Here is a 15,420-nt window from a genome sequence, read left to right on the forward strand (position 1 = left end):
GCTGGGCATGCACCAAGACTCTGATTTCCATTGTGCCCAGAAGTGCCCGCGGATGCTGTGGTCCATTGGCGATAGTCACACGCGGACAACGCTGTCCGCGCGGCAAAAGCGGCAGGCTTTCACTGGGCTGTCATCGAACCGGCCAGCGAAGCCCTGCTGCGCCACAACCCCGCGCACTGCAGATCGCCCAGCGCCACGCCGATGGCCGCCTGGCCCAGCACCCATGCCCAGCCTGCGGGCGCAGGCTCCAGCACGCCGCTGTACAGCACAACCCCGCAGGCCAGGGCCCAGCCGAAGTTGCCGAACACGGCAAGCGCTACCAGCCCCCTGCTGCGCGGCATGCGGCACGCGCCCCAGCCAGCCACGCAGGCCCAGGCCAGCAAGAAGCACCCCGTGCCCAGCAGCAGCGCCTGCGGCAACCCCGTGACAACGGCCAGCGGCTGCGCAAAGGCCAGCTGCACCGCGCCGGCAGCGGCGCAGCAGATGGCGTCGGCCCACAGGGTGCGGGGCAGGAAACGGGCATGGGAAAACATCGGCATCAGCACTCCTTGTGGATTGCCGGGCATGCACCTCGCAAGCCGGCCCCACCGATGCTCCGCCGCCACCGCACCCCGAGTCCATGACCTGCCAGGTCATGCCAGCCCCGCTGGAGCAACTCCAGTCGCTATGCCACAATCCGCACCAGCCCCCTGTTAAGGGGCCGGTGCTTGAAAACACCTTTGAAGAATAGCGGAGCGGCCTCCCCGATAGCGAGGCCTTGTCACGTCTGATTTGCTTGGATCGTGGGCGCTTGCCTGCATCCGAACGGTTTGGGACGGGATGGGGCTCACCGCAAGGCTGCCCGCACGACTATTCTCGTGTTTTCAACATCCCGTCCACCATTGCTGTGCTTGAAAACCCGGCCTGGTGGTTCAGTCTCGAATAGGAGCACGGAACCATGTACATCGCATCCCTCTCGATGGCCCGCCTCACCTTTGCACGGAGAGCCGAGCCATAACACCCAGACCCCCACCCAGCGCCGAGCATTTCACCCAGGTCGTGACCGAGGTGGACCGCCTTGTGCAGCAAGGCTGTGCCGAGATCTCGGCGCTCTCCCGCATGGCCCTGCTGTGGCTGGAAACGCCCGAGACCAGCAACCGCCTGGACGTGCTCGCCAGCGCCCTGCGCACCATCCGCAACAGCGCCGACATGCTGGCCAGCGAAACCAGCGGCGAAGTCGTCGCCGTGGGCTGCTCCCACCACGTCAAAAGCAGCACAGCCCCCTGAACCCGGCCGAGCGCAGCAAAGGTCCGCACCAGCTCCCCGTATGCCAGCGCCTGCGTCGGGCCGCCTGCGGGGTTGCAGTCCTGCCGAAGGACAGGACTGCCTCGTGATCTGACTCGCCGTGATTGTTTGAACGTAGCGCGCAGCGCGAAGTGAGTTTCACGGCGAACCCCGCAGGCGGCCCGACGCAGGTTGCCCCGCAGCGCAGCGAAGGGGTCGCGGGCATTCGGGTCGCCTTCTTTGGCCTGACCTTTCTTGGCGAATCAAGAAAGGGCAGTCGGCTGCCGGGCCGAGACCCGGTCTCGAAAAACAACGGCCCGGCAGGGTCAAAACAAGCCCGCTGTAGTCATGACATGGCAACACGCGCACCGCCAACCACACCCCGCGTGCGCCTCAACCCAGTCCACTGCAACTCAGCCAACACCACAACCACCAACGCCTGCCCCAACACCCACGCCACCCCCCAGGCAGACAACCCCAACCCACCAAACGCCAACAGCGCAACACAGCCCACAGCCCACCCGAAATTCCCCACGACCACCAGCCCGATCAACCGCCGCGGCACAGGCGAGCGCGCCGCCATCCACGCAGCCAGCAGCGCATAGCCCAGCAAAAACCAGCCTGTGGACTGCAGCAGCGCCAGAGGCAACCCCGTCACATCCGACAGCGGCTGCCCCGCCACCAGTTGCAAGGCGCCCGAGGCGGCGCAGGAAGCAGCATCGGCCCACATCACGCGGGGCAGGAAACGGGGGGAAGCAAACATCGACATGGCGAACTCCTTGAGAGCAACAGGCACACACCGTGCATGCCATGGACTGCATGGTCCGCCGCAGGCGGCACAGGGTCGATAACCTCGCAGGTCATGGCCGCCACGCCGGCCCCGCCGCTACGATGCGGACCATGACCTCCACCGCCCATCCACCGTCCGCGCGCTCGCCCTTCGGCGACCATCTGCGCCACTGGCGCCAGCACCGCCGCCTGAGCCAGCAGGGCCTGGCGCTGGAGGCCGAGATCTCCACGCGCCACCTGAGCTATGTGGAAACCGGCCGCTCCCAACCCAGCCGCGAGATGGTGCTGCGCCTGGTCGAGCGCCTGGGCGTGCCGCTGCGCGAGCGCAACGCGCTGCTGGTGGCCGCAGGCTATGCGCCCATGTACCAGGCCCGGCCGCTGGACCACCCGGACCTGGCCGCCGCGCGCCAGGCCGTGGACCTGGTGCTCAAGGGCCACGAACCCAATCCCGCCCTGGCCGTGGACCGGCACTGGAACCTGGTGGCCGCCAACGCCATCGTGCCGCTGCTGCTGGCCGGCGTGGCGCCCTGGCTGCTGGAGCCGCCTGTCAATGTGCTGCGCCTGAGCCTGCACCCCGAAGGCCTGGGCCCGCGCCTGGCCAACGCAGCCCATTGGCGCGCGCATCTGCTGCACCGCCTGCAGCAGCAAATTGCCGCCACGTCGGATGCGCAGTTGCAGGCGCTGCACGACGAGATTGCCGCCTACCCGTTCAAGGAAGATGAAGCGGACTCGCATGGCGCAGCACCTGCCAGCCACATCGCCGTGCCCTTCGCGCTGGACACCGACCATGGCCGGCTGAACTTCATCAGCACCATCACCATCTTCGGCACGCCGGTGGATGTGACGCTGCAGGAGCTGGCCGTGGAGTCGTTCTTTCCGGCGGATGCGCAGACGCAGGAGGTGCTGGGGCGGTTGAAGCAGACTGCGTAGACCGGAAAGTACAGAGCCAGAAAGCAGCAAAGCCCGCCGAAGCGGGCTTTGCTCATGGAGCCGGATCAGGCCGGACTCAGGCGCTCACGCCCCTGGCCACGTCCGCATACTCTTCGATCTGGTCGAAGTTCATGTAGCGGTAGACGCTGGACTTGTCGGCATCGATCACGCCCATTTCCTTGAGGTATTCCTCCTTGGTGGGCAGCTTGCCCAGGCGCGATGCGATGGCGGCCAGCTCGGCCGAGCCCAGGAACACGTTGGTGTTCTTGCCCAGGCGGTTGGGGAAGTTGCGGGTCGAGGTGGAGATCACCGTCGCACCTTCGCGGACCTGGGCCTGGTTGCCCATGCACAGCGAGCAGCCCGGCATTTCGGTGCGGGCACCGGCCGTGCCGAAGGCAGCGTAGTGGCCTTCCTTGATCAGCTCGTTCTGGTCCATCTTGGTGGGCGGAGCCACCCACAGCTTGACGGGGATGTCGCGCTGGCCGCCCAGCAGCTTGGCTGCTGCGCGGAAGTGGCCGATGTTAGTCATGCACGAACCGATGAAGGCTTCATCGATCTTGGTGCCGGCCACTTCGGACAGGAACTTGGCGTCATCGGGATCGTTGGGGCAGCAGACGATGGGTTCCTTGATGTCGGCCAGGTCGATCTCGAACACGGCAGCGTATTCGGCGTCCTTGTCGGCTTCGAGCAGGTCGGGCTTGGCCAGCCAGGCTTCGACCTTCTCGATGCGGCGCTGCAGCGTCTTGGCGTCGGCGTAACCGTCGGCGATCATGTTCTTCATCAGAACGATGTTCGAGGTCAGGTACTCCTTGATCGGCTCGGGGTTGAGCTTGATCGTGCAGCCGGCAGCCGAGCGCTCGGCCGAGGCGTCGGACAGCTCGAAGGCCTGTTCCACCTTCAGGTCGGGCAGACCTTCGATTTCCAGGATGCGGCCCGAGAAGATGTTCTTCTTGCCGGCCTTGGCCACGGTCAGTGCGCCTGCCTTGATGGCGTACAGGGGAATGGCATGCACGAGGTCACGCAGGGTGACGCCGGGCTGCATTTCGCCCTTGAAGCGCACGAGCACGGACTCGGGCATGTCCAGGGGCATCACGCCCGTGGCAGCGCCGAAGGCCACCAGGCCGGAGCCTGCGGGGAAGGAGATGCCGATGGGGAAGCGCGTGTGCGAGTCGCCGCCCGTGCCCACGGTGTCGGGCAGCAGCAGGCGGTTGAGCCATGAGTGGATCACGCCGTCACCGGGACGCAGGGCCACGCCGCCGCGGTTGCTGATGAAGGCAGGCAGCTCGCGGTGCGTCTTGACGTCCACGGGCTTGGGGTAGGCAGCCGTGTGGCAGAAGGACTGCATGACCATGTCGGCCGAGAAGCCCAGGCAGGCCAGGTCCTTGAGCTCGTCGCGGGTCATGGGGCCGGTGGTGTCCTGCGAACCCACGGTGGTCATGCGCGGCTCGCAGTAGGTACCGGGGCGCACGCCCTGGCCTTCCGGCAGGCCGACGGCGCGGCCGACCATCTTCTGGGCCAGCGTGAAGCCGGCGTTCGAAGCAGCGGGCGCCTGGGGCAGGCGGAACACGGTGGAGGCAGACAGGCCCAGGAATTCGCGGGCCTTGGCGGTCAGCGAGCGGCCGATGATCAGGTTGATGCGGCCGCCGGCGCGCACTTCGTCGAACAGCACGTCGCTCTTGAGCTGGAACTCGGCGACGGTTTCGCCGTTCTTGACCAGCTTGCCGTCATAGGGCAGCACGTCGATGACGTCGCCCATCTCCAGCTTGGTGACATCGACTTCGATGGGCAGCGAGCCCGAATCTTCCTGCGTGTTGAAGAAGATGGGAGCGATCTTGCCGCCCAGGGTCACGCCACCGAAGCGCTTGTTGGGCACGAAGGGGATGTCCTGGCCCGTGGCCCAGACGATGGAGTTGGTGGCCGACTTGCGCGAGGAGCCGGTGCCGACCACGTCGCCCACGTAGGCGACCAGGTGGCCCTTCTTCTTGAGGTCGTCGATGAACTGCATCGGGCCGCGCTTGCCGTCTTCCTCGGGCTTGAAGGCCGCGTCGGGACGGGTGTTCTTGAGCATGGCCAGGTAGTGCAGCGGGATGTCCGGACGGCTCCAGGCATCGGGCGCGGGCGACAGGTCGTCGGTGTTGGTCTCGCCGGGCACCTTGAAGACGGTGACGGTGATCTTCTTGTCCACTTCGGGGCGCGAGGTGAACCACTCGGCGTCAGCCCAGCTCTTCATGACTTCCTGGGCCTTGGCGTTGCCGGCCTTGGCCTTGGTGGCCACGTCGTTGAAGAAGTCGAACATCAGCAGCGTCTTCTTCAGCGCATCGGCGGCCACGCCGGCGACTTCGGCGTCGTCCAGCAGCTCGATCAGGGGATGCACGTTGTAGCCGCCCACCATGGTGCCCAGCAGCTCGGTGGCCTTGGCCTTGGAGATGAGAGCCACCTGGATGTCACCGTGGGCCACGGCTGCCAGGAAGCTGGCCTTGACCTTGGCGGCATCGTCCACGCCCGGAGGAACGCGGTGCGTGAGCAGGTCGAGCAGGAAGGCGTCCTCGCCAGCGGGCGGGTTCTTGATCAGCTCGATCAGTTCGGCAACCTGCTTGGCTTCCAGCGGCAGCGGGGGGATACCGAGCGCGGCGCGTTCGGCCACGTGGTCACGGTAGGCTTTCAACATGATTCTCTCTCCATGGTTTTCTAAAGTGGGGCTGCTTGCGGGACGCTCAGGTCCGGGCCTGGATTACTGGCCGGCGGGCTTGGGCGCTTCCAGCAGGCTGGGAGGCGGGTTCTTCTTGATGGCCTCGGCCACCTGAAGCTGATCGGGGCTCATGCATTCGTCGGCCAGGCGCTGGCCGACCTTCTGGTTCATGAGCATCGATTTGTTGGCGATCTGCAGCCAGACGGCGCCGGCATGCTTGTCTTCCAGGCGCACGGTGCCGGTCGAGGTCTTGACGGGCGACATGTGGTACTTGAAGCCCTTGCCGTCGATGTTGAAGTAACCCGGGTTGGCCTGGTCGGCCGTCACATTGACGAAGGCGCCCAGCTCGCAGGGGATGCGGCCGGTGTGCACGCGCTCGGAAATGGCCAGGTCTTCGGCGGACAGCGGCTGTTGGGCAGCAGTTGCGACGGCGGCCGCACCGCCGACGGCGGCAGCGCCGGCAGCGGCCTTGGCCGTGGTGGCCTTCTTGGCGGGGGCCTTCTTGGCCGCAGGCTTGGCAGCGGCCTTGGCCGGTGCCTTCTTTGCGGTGGCGGGCTCGGCGGCGCTGGCACCCAGGCCCATGGCCAGCAAGGGGGCTGCGATCAGGATGGAGGCGATAGCTGTCTTCATACGTTGGGCTCCTGCAAATTCCCGGTGTGGGCTAAGCAAGTGATTCTGATGCAAACCAGGGCTGCACCTGTGGGGGCAGCGCCTGGCCGGTCTGGTGGGCACGTGTGAGCAACTGCCAGAAATAGCGGTAGCTCGCCCGGTCATGTAATACACCATCCACGCTGACGGGCGCCCAATCGGCGGCCTCGGCGGCGGTAAGTATTTGTGCGGCCTGCGCCACTTCGTCGGCCTGGGGCGCGAAGGCGGCGAGGATGGGGCGGATCTGGTCCGGGTGGATGCTCCACATGCGGGTATAGCCGAGCCGCCGTGACGCCTGTGTGGCAGCGGCCTGCAGCGCCTGTGGATTCCTGAATTCGGTGACCACGCAGTGCGAAGGCACCTTGCCGTGCGCGTGGCAGGCAGCTGCGATCTCCAGCTTGGCACGCACGACCAGCGGATGGTCGAACTGGCCGGCCGAGCCCATGGCCGAGGCAGGAATCGCACCGCCATGGGCCGAGACGAAGTCCATCAGGCCGAAGGAAATGCTCTGCACGCGCGGGTGCGCGGCAATGTCGAAGGCACGGTGCACGGCGGCGGGCGACTCGATGAGCACATGCAGCGGCAGTTCGCGGCAGCCCAGGCGACCCAGATGCCGCTCGGCCAGCAGCACGTCGTCCACGCTTTCCACCTTGGGCAGCATGAGGTGGCACAGGCGGTCGCCGGCCTCGCCGACGATGATGTCCAAGTCCTGCGCGAAGCTGGCGTGGTCCACGGCATGCACGCGCGCAGCCACGCGGGCACCGGGCGCGGCATCGCGCGCCAGCGAGGCCACCAGGCGCGCATGGGCCGCCTCCTGGCCCACGGGGGCGCCATCCTCGCAGTCCAGCGTGACGTCGAAGACGCAGGTGCCGAACTCGGCCATCATCTCGGCCTGCAGCTGCAGGCTCTTGCGCATGCGCACTTCCACGCCGCTGTAGTGGTCACAGACGGGCAGGTGCAGGGCACCGCCCTGCGCATCGAGCAGCACCTGGGCCGGGTGTGCGCGAGAGGGTGTGGACGTGGCGGCGGTCATGGCTTGCGCTGGGCGACGATGAACAGGCGGGGGAAGGCCAGCAGGCGCCGGCCGTCGGCGCGCACGCCGTAGGCGGCGTCCACGCGGTTTTCGTATTCGGTGAGGAAGTCGGCCTGCAAGGCTTCGGGCAGCCCTTCGACGAAGGGCTTGAGGCCGGTGCCGCGCAGCCACTGGACGATGGCGCCGGCCGAGTCCATCGGATGCTGGTAGACGGTGTGCCAGACATCGACGGCGCCGGCCTCGACGCCGGCCTGCTCCTGCGGGCCCGCCAGCAGGTCGTAGTAGCTGCGGATGGGCAGGATGTCGGCCCGCACCTTGGCGGCATCGCCGATGTAGGCGGCGAACTTGGGCAGGCTGGCGATCTCGCGCATCACGCGGTGCGTGGCTTCCTGCCGGTTGTCGGGCATCTGTATCGCCAGCACGCCCCCTGGCGCCAGTTGGGCGAACAGGCGGGGTATCAGCGTTTCATGCTCCCCCACCCACTGGAGGGAGGCATTGGCATAAATCAGGTCGGGAGCGCTCTCGCCGGGGGCGGGCGTCCAGGAAGCAATGTCGGCCAGCGCGAAGCGGGCCTCAGGCAGATGCTGGCGCGCGGTGGCCAGCATCGCCTGGGAGTTGTCTATGCCGGTGATCGTGGCACCGGCATAGCGCTGTGCAAGCAGCTCGGTGGAATTGCCCGGCCCGCATCCCAGGTCCACCACATGGCGGGCCTGGGCCAAGGGCACACGCGCCAGCAGCTCGGCTGCGGGGCGCGTACGCTCATTGGCGAAACGCAGGTAAAGCGCGGGATTCCAGTCGAGCATGGCTTGCCGGCGGCTTACAGCAGGTGCTTGACGCCGTCCTGTTCGCCTTGCAGCTCGGCCAGGGTCTTGTCGATGCACTCTTGCGAGAAGGCGTCGATTTCCAGGCCCTCGACGATCTTGTACTCGCCGTTCTCGGTGGTGACCGGGAAGCCGAAGACGATGCCGGCGGGGATGCCGTATTCGCCGTTGGAGGGCACGCCCATGGTGACCCATTCGCCGCCCGAGCCCAGGGCCCAGTCGCGCATGTGGTCGATGGCAGCGTTGGCAGCCGAGGCAGCCGAGGACAGGCCACGAGCGGCAATGATGGCGGCGCCACGCTTGCCGACGGTGGGCAGGAACACGTCCTTGTTCCAGGCCTGGTCGTTGATCTTGGCCTTGACGCTTTCACCGTTGACGGTGGCGAAGCGGTAGTCGGCGTACATCGTGGGCGAGTGGTTGCCCCAGACGGTCAGCTTGCGGATGTCGCCCACCTTGAAGCCGGCCTTGGCAGCCAGCTGCGATGCAGCGCGGTTGTGGTCCAGGCGCAGCATGGCGGTGAAGTTCTTGGCCGGCAGGTCCGGAGCCGACTTCATGGCGATGTAGGCGTTGGTGTTGGCGGGGTTGCCGACGACCAGGACCTTCACGTTGCGCGAGGCAGCGGCGTTCAGCGCCTTGCCCTGGGCCGTGAAGATCTGTGCGTTGGCAGCCAGCAGGTCGGCACGTTCCATGCCGGGGCCGCGGGGACGCGCGCCGACCAGCAGGGCGTAGTCGGTGTCCTTGAAGGCTTGCAGGGGGTCGGAGTGGGCTTCGATGCCGGCCAGCAGGGGGAAGGCGCAGTCTTCGAGTTCCATGATCACGCCCTTGAGCGCGTTCTGGGCCTTCTCGTCGGGAATCTCCAGCAGTTGCAGAATGACGGGCTGGTCCTTACCCAGCATTTCGCCGGAGGCGATGCGGAACAGCAGGGCGTAACCAATTTGACCGGCGGCACCGGTGACGGCGACACGAACGGGCTTCTTGCTCATGATGAAACTCCAGGGATGGGGAAAAAATCAGGTGTTATCGGCGCCAGGTCGCACCAGCGTCAGAAACCAGCAGCCCGTGCTCCGCAAACAACGCGAAAGTGTACTCCCGATTTCGAAGCCCGGTCAATTTGTCTTATGTCTTATATAAGATATGATCGACGTCTGTTTCCAAGTCTTTCATCTGCGTCGCCGGGAGCCTCCCCACCCCGAACTTTTCCATGCCAGTCCTGCCTCCCCTCGCCTCAGACAACGCCGCTCCCACCATCGGCGCGGGCGCATCGACCCCGGCCTTCAGCCCTTTGTATCAGCAGATCAAGGGACTGATACTGCAGAGCCTTGAAGCAGGCGAATGGCGGCCCGGCGAACTGATTCCCAGCGAGATGGAGCTGGCAGCGCGCTTTCGCGTGAGCCAGGGCACGGTGCGCAAGGCCATCGACGAGCTGGCTGCGGAGAACCTGGTGATGCGCCGCCAGGGCAAGGGCACCTTCGTGGCCACCCACGCGGCCCAGCATGTGCAGTACCGCTTCCTCAAGCTGCAGCCCGACGGCGGCGACCAGCAGGGCGAGGGCCGTGCCGAGCGCCGCATCATCGACTGCCGGCGCCTGCGCGCATCGGCGGACGTGGCGCGCGGCCTGGCGCTGCGCAGCGGCGATGCCGTGATGCATGTGCGCCGCGTGCTGTCGTTCTCCGCAATCCCGACCATTTTGGAAGACATCTGGCTGCCGGGCCACGCCTTCAAGGGCCTGACGGCCGAGCAGATGTCCGCCTACCAGGGCCCCACCTACGCCATGTTCGAGCTGGACTACGGCGTGCGCATGGTGCGCGCCGACGAAAAGATCCGCGCCGTCCTGCCCGAGGCAGAACAGGCCCTGCTGCTGGATGTCCCCAGCACCACGCCCCTGCTGAGCGTGGAGCGCACCGCTTACACATACAACGATGTTCCCATGGAGTTACGCCGTGGCCTGTACCGCACCGACACCCATCACTACCGCAACGCGCTGAGCTGAACGATCCGTTCCCCAGAGAAGCGGGCGAAAATACGCAATTCCCAGCAAAGCTGTTTTTATTGCATTGCAATAGAATTTTGCATCGCCGCCCCTGAGCGATTACGAAGCAGTTACATCCACGAAAGTACCCTGCCATGACTGAGCAAGCCAAAAAGCGGCCAGAGTTCCGCAACATCAACTTCTTCAAGGACCTCCCCACCTACCGGTTGCCGCCGGCCGGCATCGTGTCCATCCTGCACCGCATCAGCGGCCTGCTGATGTTCATCCTGCTGCCTTTCATCCTGTGGATGATGGACATGTCGCTGACTTCGGAGATCTCCTTCGACGGCTTCACCTCGGTTTTCGCGGGTCCCTTCGGATGGTTCCTCAAGCTCGTGTGCCTGGCATTGATCTGGGCCTACCTGCACCACTTTTGCGCTGGCGTCCGCCACCTGTTCATGGATGTGAACCACCACGCCGTCAACAAGCAGTTCGGCAAGTCCTCGGCCCTGGTGGTGCTGGTCCTGAGCGTTGGCCTGACCCTGATCCTGGGTGCCAAGCTGTTCGGCCTGTACTGATTCACGATCTCTCCCTCACGATAAGGAAAAAGAACCATGTCCGTGAATTACGGCTCCAAGCGCACCGTGGTCGGTGCGCACTACGGCATCCGCGACTGGATGGTGCAGCGCGTCACCGGCGTGCTGATGGCACTGTTCACCATCGTGCTGCTGGCCAAGCTGATCTTCAGCACCGGCTCCGTCGGCTATGACCTGTGGGCCGGCATCTTTGCCCCGCAGTGGATGAAGTTCCTGACCTTCGCCGTGATCGTCTCGCTGGCCTGGCACGTCTGGGTCGGCGTGCGCGACATCTGGATGGACTACGTCAAGCCCGTGGGCCTGCGCCTGGTGCTGAACGTTTTCACCCTGGTCTGGCTGGTCGGCTGCGCCGGCTGGGGCATCCAGATCCTGTGGCGTATCTGATAGAGACGCGGTCTCCACGATTGAAGGTTAAGAATGAGCTACTCCAAAGCAAACATCACCAAGCGCAAGTTTGACGTCGTCATCGTCGGCGCTGGCGGCTCCGGCCTGCGTGCCGCGCTGGAACTGTCGCGCGCCGGCCTGTCCGTGGCCTCGCTGTCCAAGGTCTTCCCCACGCGCTCGCACACCGTGGCTGCGCAGGGCGGCGTGTCCGCTTCGCTGGGCAACATGAGCGAGGACAACTGGCACTACCACTTCTACGACACCATCAAGGGCTCCGACTGGCTCGGCGACCAGGATGCGATCGAGTTCATGTGCCGCGAAGCGCCCAACGTCGTGATCGAGCTGGAACACTTCGGCATGCCGTTCGACCGCAACCCCGACGGCACCATCTACCAGCGCCCCTTCGGCGGCCACACGGCCAACTACGGTGAAAAGCCCGTGCAGCGCGCCTGCGCCGCGGCCGACCGTACCGGCCACGCCATGCTGCACACGCTGTACCAGCAGAACGTCAAGTCCAAGACCAACTTCTTCGTGGAGTGGATGGCGCTGGACCTGATCCGCAACACCCAGGGCGACGTGGTCGGCGTGACCGCCATCGAACTGGAAACCGGCGACCTGTATGAGCTGCACGCCAAGGCCGTGCTGCTGGCCACGGGTGGCGCAGGCCGCATCTTCCAGGCATCGACCAATGCCTTCATCAACACCGGCGACGGCCTGGGCATGGCTGCACGCGCAGGCATCCCGCTGCAGGACATGGAGTTCTGGCAATTCCACCCCACCGGCGTGGCCGGCGCGGGCGTGCTGCTGACCGAAGGCTGCCGCGGTGAAGGCGCCATCCTGCTCAACAGCGAAGGCGAACGCTTCATGGAGCGCTACGCTCCCACGCTGAAGGATCTGGCACCGCGTGACTTCGTGTCCCGCTCCATGGACCAGGAAATCAAGGAAGGCCGTGGCTGTGGTCCCAACAAGGACTACATCCTGATGAAGCTGGACCACCTGGGTGCAGACACCATCCGCAAGCGCCTGCCTTCGGTGGAAGAGATCGGCCACAACTTCGCCAACGTGGACATCACCAAGGAACCGATTCCCGTGGTGCCCACCATCCACTATCAGATGGGCGGCATTCCCACCAACATCAACGGCCAGGTCGTGGTGTGGGACGGCCAGCAGAACAACGTGGTCAATGGCCTCTATGCCGTGGGCGAATGCTCGTGCGTGTCGGTGCACGGCGCCAACCGCCTGGGCACGAACTCGCTGCTGGACCTGCTGGTCTTCGGCAAGTCGGCCGGCAAGCACATCGTGCAGTTCGTCAACGGCTTCGGCGACCACAAGGCCGTGCCGGCCGATGGCTCCGAGCGCACGCTCACGCGCCTGAACCAGCTCGACGACTCCAAGGAAGGCACCTACGCCCAGGACCTGGCTGGCGACATCCGCGCCACCATGCAGCAGCATGCCGGCGTGTTCCGCACGCAAAAGAGCATGGACGAAGGCGAAGTCAAGATCAACGCCATCCGCGAACGCGTGGGCTCCGTGACCCTCAAGGACAAGTCCAAGGTCTGGAACACCGCCCGCATGGAAGCGCTGGAGGTGGACAACCTGATCGAAGTGGCCCAGGCCACCATGATCTCGGCCGCTGCCCGCCACGAGTGCCGCGGCGCCCACACCGTGTACGACTACGAGCATCCTGCCGACCACGCCGAGTTCCCGCTGGGCCGCAATGACAAGGAATGGCTCAAGCACACCCTGTGGTACAGCGCCACCAACAGCCTGGACTACAAGCCCGTGAACCTGAAGCCCCTCACGGTGGACAGCGTGCCGCCCAAGGTCCGCACGTTCTAATCCAGCAGCCCACGAGAGAACAGACAAATGAAGCGCACTTTCAAGATCTACCGCTACGACCCGGACAAGGATGCCAAGCCCTACATGCAGACCGTCGAGGTCGAGCTGGACGGCCACGAGCGCATGCTGCTGGACGCCCTGGTCAAGCTCAAGGAGATGGACCCCTCCATCTCGTTCCGCCGCTCCTGCCGCGAAGGCGTGTGCGGCTCGGACGCGATGAACATCAATGGCAAGAACGGCCTGGCCTGCCTGACGAACATGAAGACCCTGCAGGGCGACATCGTTCTCAAGCCCCTGCCCGGCCTGCCCGTGATCCGCGACCTGATCGTGGACATGACGCAGTTCTTCAAGCAGTACCACTCGATCAAGCCGTACCTGCAGAACGACAGCTTCGCGTCTCCCACCAAGGAACGCCTGCAGTCGCCTGAAGAGCGCGAAGAGCTCAACGGCCTGTACGAGTGCATTCTGTGCGCCAGCTGCTCCACCAGTTGCCCCAGCTTCTGGTGGAACCCCGACAAGTTCGTGGGCCCGGCCGGCCTGCTGCAGGCCTACCGCTTCATCGCGGACAGCCGCGACGAGGCCACGGGTGACCGCCTTGACAACCTGGAAGATCCGTACCGCCTCTTCCGTTGCCACACCATCATGAACTGCGTGGACGTGTGCCCCAAGCACCTGAACCCCACGCAGGCCATTGGCAAGATCAAGGAACTGATGGTCCGCCGGGCCATCTGATGACCATGACGAATACTCTGCTCGACGAACGCGAGCGAGACCTGCTGCGCTGGCGCTGCCGGCGTGGCCTGGTCGAGAACGACCTGTTCATCGCGCAGTTCTTCGCCACCTACGGAGACCAGCTCACGCGGAGACACGCGAGCGGTCTGTCTGCCTTGATGGACCTGGCAGACAACGACCTGATGGACCTCTTCTTGCGCCGCAAGGAGCCTGAAGGTGAACTCGATACCCAAGAAATCAGGGAAGTTCTGGAACTGGTGCGCAAGCGCAAGCCCGGTTCTCTCCCGCTAGTAGGCTAGGCAATCTAGAGAAGGAAGTTTGGAAATGAAACTCGCAGACAACAAAGCAACGCTGTCATTCAGCAACGGCGCTCCCAGCGTCGAGCTGCCCGTCTACCAGGGCAACGTCGGTCCCGACGTGGTGGACATCCGCAAGCTGTACGCGCAGACCGGCATGTTCACCTATGACCCGGGCTTCCTCTCTACCGCCTCGTGCCAGTCCGCCATCACCTACATCGATGGCGACAAGGGCGAGCTGCTGTACCGTGGCTATCCCATCGAGCAGCTGGCCAAGAACTGCGACTACCTCGAGACCTGTTACCTGCTGCTGTACGGCGAGCTGCCCAACGAGTCCGAGAAGGCCGACTTCGTCGAGCGCGTGACCAAGCACACCATGGTCAACGAGCAGATGCAGTTCTTCCTGCGTGGTTTCCGCCGTGACGCCCACCCCATGGCCGTCCTGACGGGTCTGGTCGGCGGCATGTCGGCCTTCTACCACGACAACATGGACATCAACAACGCCGAGCACCGCGACATCGCCGCGATCCGCCTGATCGCCAAGATGCCCACGCTGGTCTCCATGGCCTACAAGTACGGCATCGGTGCGCCGTACATGTACCCCAAGAACGACCTGAGCTACGCCGGCAACTTCATGCGCATGATGTTCGGCAACCCCTGCGAGGAGTTCAAGGTGAACCCCGTGGTCGAGCGCGCGCTGGACCGCATCTTCATCCTGCACGCAGACCACGAGCAAAACGCCTCCACCTCCACCGTGCGCCTGTGCGGCTCGTCGGGCACCAACCCCTTCGCCGCCATCTCGGCCGGCGTGGCCTGCCTGTGGGGCCCTGCCCACGGCGGCGCCAACGAAGCCTGCCTGAACATGCTGGAATACCTGCAGGCCAACGGCGGCGTTGCCAAGGTCGGCGAGTTCATGGAACAGGTCAAGGACAAGAACAGCGGCGTCAAGCTGATGGGCTTCGGCCACCGCGTCTACAAGAACTACGACCCCCGCGCCAAGCTCATGCAGGAAACCTGCAATGAAGTGCTGGCCGAACTGGGCCTGGAAAAGGACCCCCTGTTCGCCCTGGCCAAGGAAGTCGAGAAGATCGCCCTGGAAGACGACTACTTCGTGCAGCGCAAGCTCTACCCGAACGTGGACTTCTACTCCGGCATCGTGCAGCGCGCCATCGGCGTGCCCGTGAACCTGTTCACCGGCATCTTCGCCCTGGCCCGCACCGTGGGCTGGATCGCCCAGCTCAACGAGCAGATGGCCGACCCCGAGTACAAGATCGGCCGTCCCCGCCAGCTGTTCACGGGCTCCGTGTCCCGCGACGTCAAGCCGATCGGCCAGCGCTGATCGCAGGTCCGGGCCTCAGCGGCCCGGCACCCAAAAGCCCCATGCCTTGGCATGGGGCTTTTTTCATGGGCGAGCCCACCGCTCCAGAAGGC

At 65.2% G+C, this 15,420-nt stretch carries 16 protein-coding genes; 9 read left to right on the top strand and 7 right to left on the bottom strand.

Translation table 11 applies throughout. From position 1 onward, the window contains the following. Positions 1-119: 119 nt before the first annotated feature. A complete protein-coding gene (locus A4F85_RS12515; RefSeq protein WP_063326757.1) occupies positions 120-539 on the bottom strand; it encodes a hypothetical protein in 420 nt (139 codons plus the stop codon). A 499-nt stretch (positions 540-1,038) separates the two neighbouring features. Here A4F85_RS12515 and A4F85_RS12520 point away from each other — a divergent pair, with 499 nt between their 5' ends. Beyond that, the gene (locus tag A4F85_RS12520) at positions 1,039-1,266 is read left to right on the top strand and encodes a hypothetical protein (RefSeq protein ID WP_231890539.1); all 228 of its coding nucleotides are present in this window, start codon (positions 1,039-1,041) and stop codon (positions 1,264-1,266) included. Between the two features lie 343 nt (positions 1,267-1,609). On the opposite strand, the gene A4F85_RS12525 is transcribed toward A4F85_RS12520, so the two are convergent. Then, on the bottom strand, positions 1,610-2,032 hold the full coding sequence (locus tag A4F85_RS12525; protein ID WP_063327972.1) for a hypothetical protein: 423 nt from the start codon (positions 2,030-2,032) through the stop codon (positions 1,610-1,612). A gap of 131 nt (positions 2,033-2,163) precedes the next feature. Between A4F85_RS12525 and A4F85_RS12530 the strand changes: the two genes are divergently transcribed. After that, positions 2,164-2,982, top strand: a complete 819-nt coding sequence (locus A4F85_RS12530) for a helix-turn-helix domain-containing protein (RefSeq protein WP_063326758.1) — start codon at positions 2,164-2,166, stop codon at positions 2,980-2,982. Between the two features lie 76 nt (positions 2,983-3,058). On the opposite strand, the gene acnB is transcribed toward A4F85_RS12530, so the two are convergent. From acnB to A4F85_RS12555, 5 genes are all read right to left on the bottom strand, one after another. Further along, complete coding sequence (gene acnB / locus A4F85_RS12535) at positions 3,059-5,650, bottom strand: bifunctional aconitate hydratase 2/2-methylisocitrate dehydratase (RefSeq protein WP_012204353.1); 2,592 nt, start codon at positions 5,648-5,650, stop codon at positions 3,059-3,061. Between the two features lie 63 nt (positions 5,651-5,713). Next, positions 5,714-6,301 carry a hypothetical protein gene (locus tag A4F85_RS12540; protein ID WP_013803433.1) on the bottom strand — a complete coding sequence of 196 codons (588 nt, stop codon included), beginning with the start codon at positions 6,299-6,301 and terminating at the stop codon, positions 5,714-5,716. 31 nt (positions 6,302-6,332) lie between these two features. Then, entirely contained in the window at positions 6,333-7,352 is a 1,020-nt protein-coding gene (locus A4F85_RS12545; protein ID WP_012204351.1) for an HpcH/HpaI aldolase/citrate lyase family protein, read from the bottom strand. Beyond that, entirely contained in the window at positions 7,349-8,155 is an 807-nt protein-coding gene (gene tam, locus A4F85_RS12550) for a trans-aconitate 2-methyltransferase (RefSeq protein ID WP_013803434.1), read from the bottom strand. The genes A4F85_RS12545 and tam overlap by 4 nt, the downstream gene beginning before the upstream one ends. Positions 8,156-8,169: 14 nt before the next feature. Then, the gene (locus A4F85_RS12555; RefSeq protein ID WP_013803435.1) at positions 8,170-9,156 is read right to left on the bottom strand and encodes a malate dehydrogenase; all 987 of its coding nucleotides are present in this window, start codon (positions 9,154-9,156) and stop codon (positions 8,170-8,172) included. Between the two features lie 218 nt (positions 9,157-9,374). Between A4F85_RS12555 and A4F85_RS12560 the strand changes: the two genes are divergently transcribed. The 7 genes from A4F85_RS12560 to A4F85_RS12590 all read left to right on the top strand — a co-directional run bounded on the left by A4F85_RS12560 (position 9,375) and on the right by A4F85_RS12590 (position 15,328). After that, positions 9,375-10,163, top strand: a complete 789-nt coding sequence (locus A4F85_RS12560; protein WP_012204348.1) for a GntR family transcriptional regulator — start codon at positions 9,375-9,377, stop codon at positions 10,161-10,163. A 134-nt stretch (positions 10,164-10,297) separates the two neighbouring features. After that, entirely contained in the window at positions 10,298-10,720 is a 423-nt protein-coding gene (sdhC, locus tag A4F85_RS12565; RefSeq protein ID WP_012204347.1) for a succinate dehydrogenase, cytochrome b556 subunit, read from the top strand. A gap of 36 nt (positions 10,721-10,756) precedes the next feature. Then, positions 10,757-11,122, top strand: a complete 366-nt coding sequence (gene sdhD, locus A4F85_RS12570) for a succinate dehydrogenase, hydrophobic membrane anchor protein (RefSeq protein ID WP_012204346.1) — start codon at positions 10,757-10,759, stop codon at positions 11,120-11,122. A gap of 33 nt (positions 11,123-11,155) precedes the next feature. Continuing rightward, positions 11,156-12,961, top strand: coding sequence for a succinate dehydrogenase flavoprotein subunit (gene sdhA, locus A4F85_RS12575; RefSeq protein ID WP_012204345.1), 1,806 nt, complete (start codon positions 11,156-11,158; stop codon positions 12,959-12,961). Between the two features lie 27 nt (positions 12,962-12,988). Beyond that, on the top strand, positions 12,989-13,693 hold the full coding sequence (locus tag A4F85_RS12580; RefSeq protein WP_012204344.1) for a succinate dehydrogenase iron-sulfur subunit: 705 nt from the start codon (positions 12,989-12,991) through the stop codon (positions 13,691-13,693). Continuing rightward, positions 13,693-13,992, top strand: a complete 300-nt coding sequence (locus A4F85_RS12585; protein ID WP_012204343.1) for an FAD assembly factor SdhE — start codon at positions 13,693-13,695, stop codon at positions 13,990-13,992. Before A4F85_RS12580 ends, A4F85_RS12585 begins: the two co-directional genes overlap by 1 nt. A gap of 25 nt (positions 13,993-14,017) precedes the next feature. Further along, a complete protein-coding gene (locus A4F85_RS12590; protein ID WP_012204342.1) occupies positions 14,018-15,328 on the top strand; it encodes a citrate synthase in 1,311 nt (436 codons plus the stop codon). Positions 15,329-15,420 lie beyond the last annotated feature (92 nt).

This window comes from Delftia sp. GW456-R20 (assembly GCF_001622915.1).
Lineage (GTDB): Bacteria > Pseudomonadota > Gammaproteobacteria > Burkholderiales > Burkholderiaceae_C > Comamonas > Comamonas acidovorans.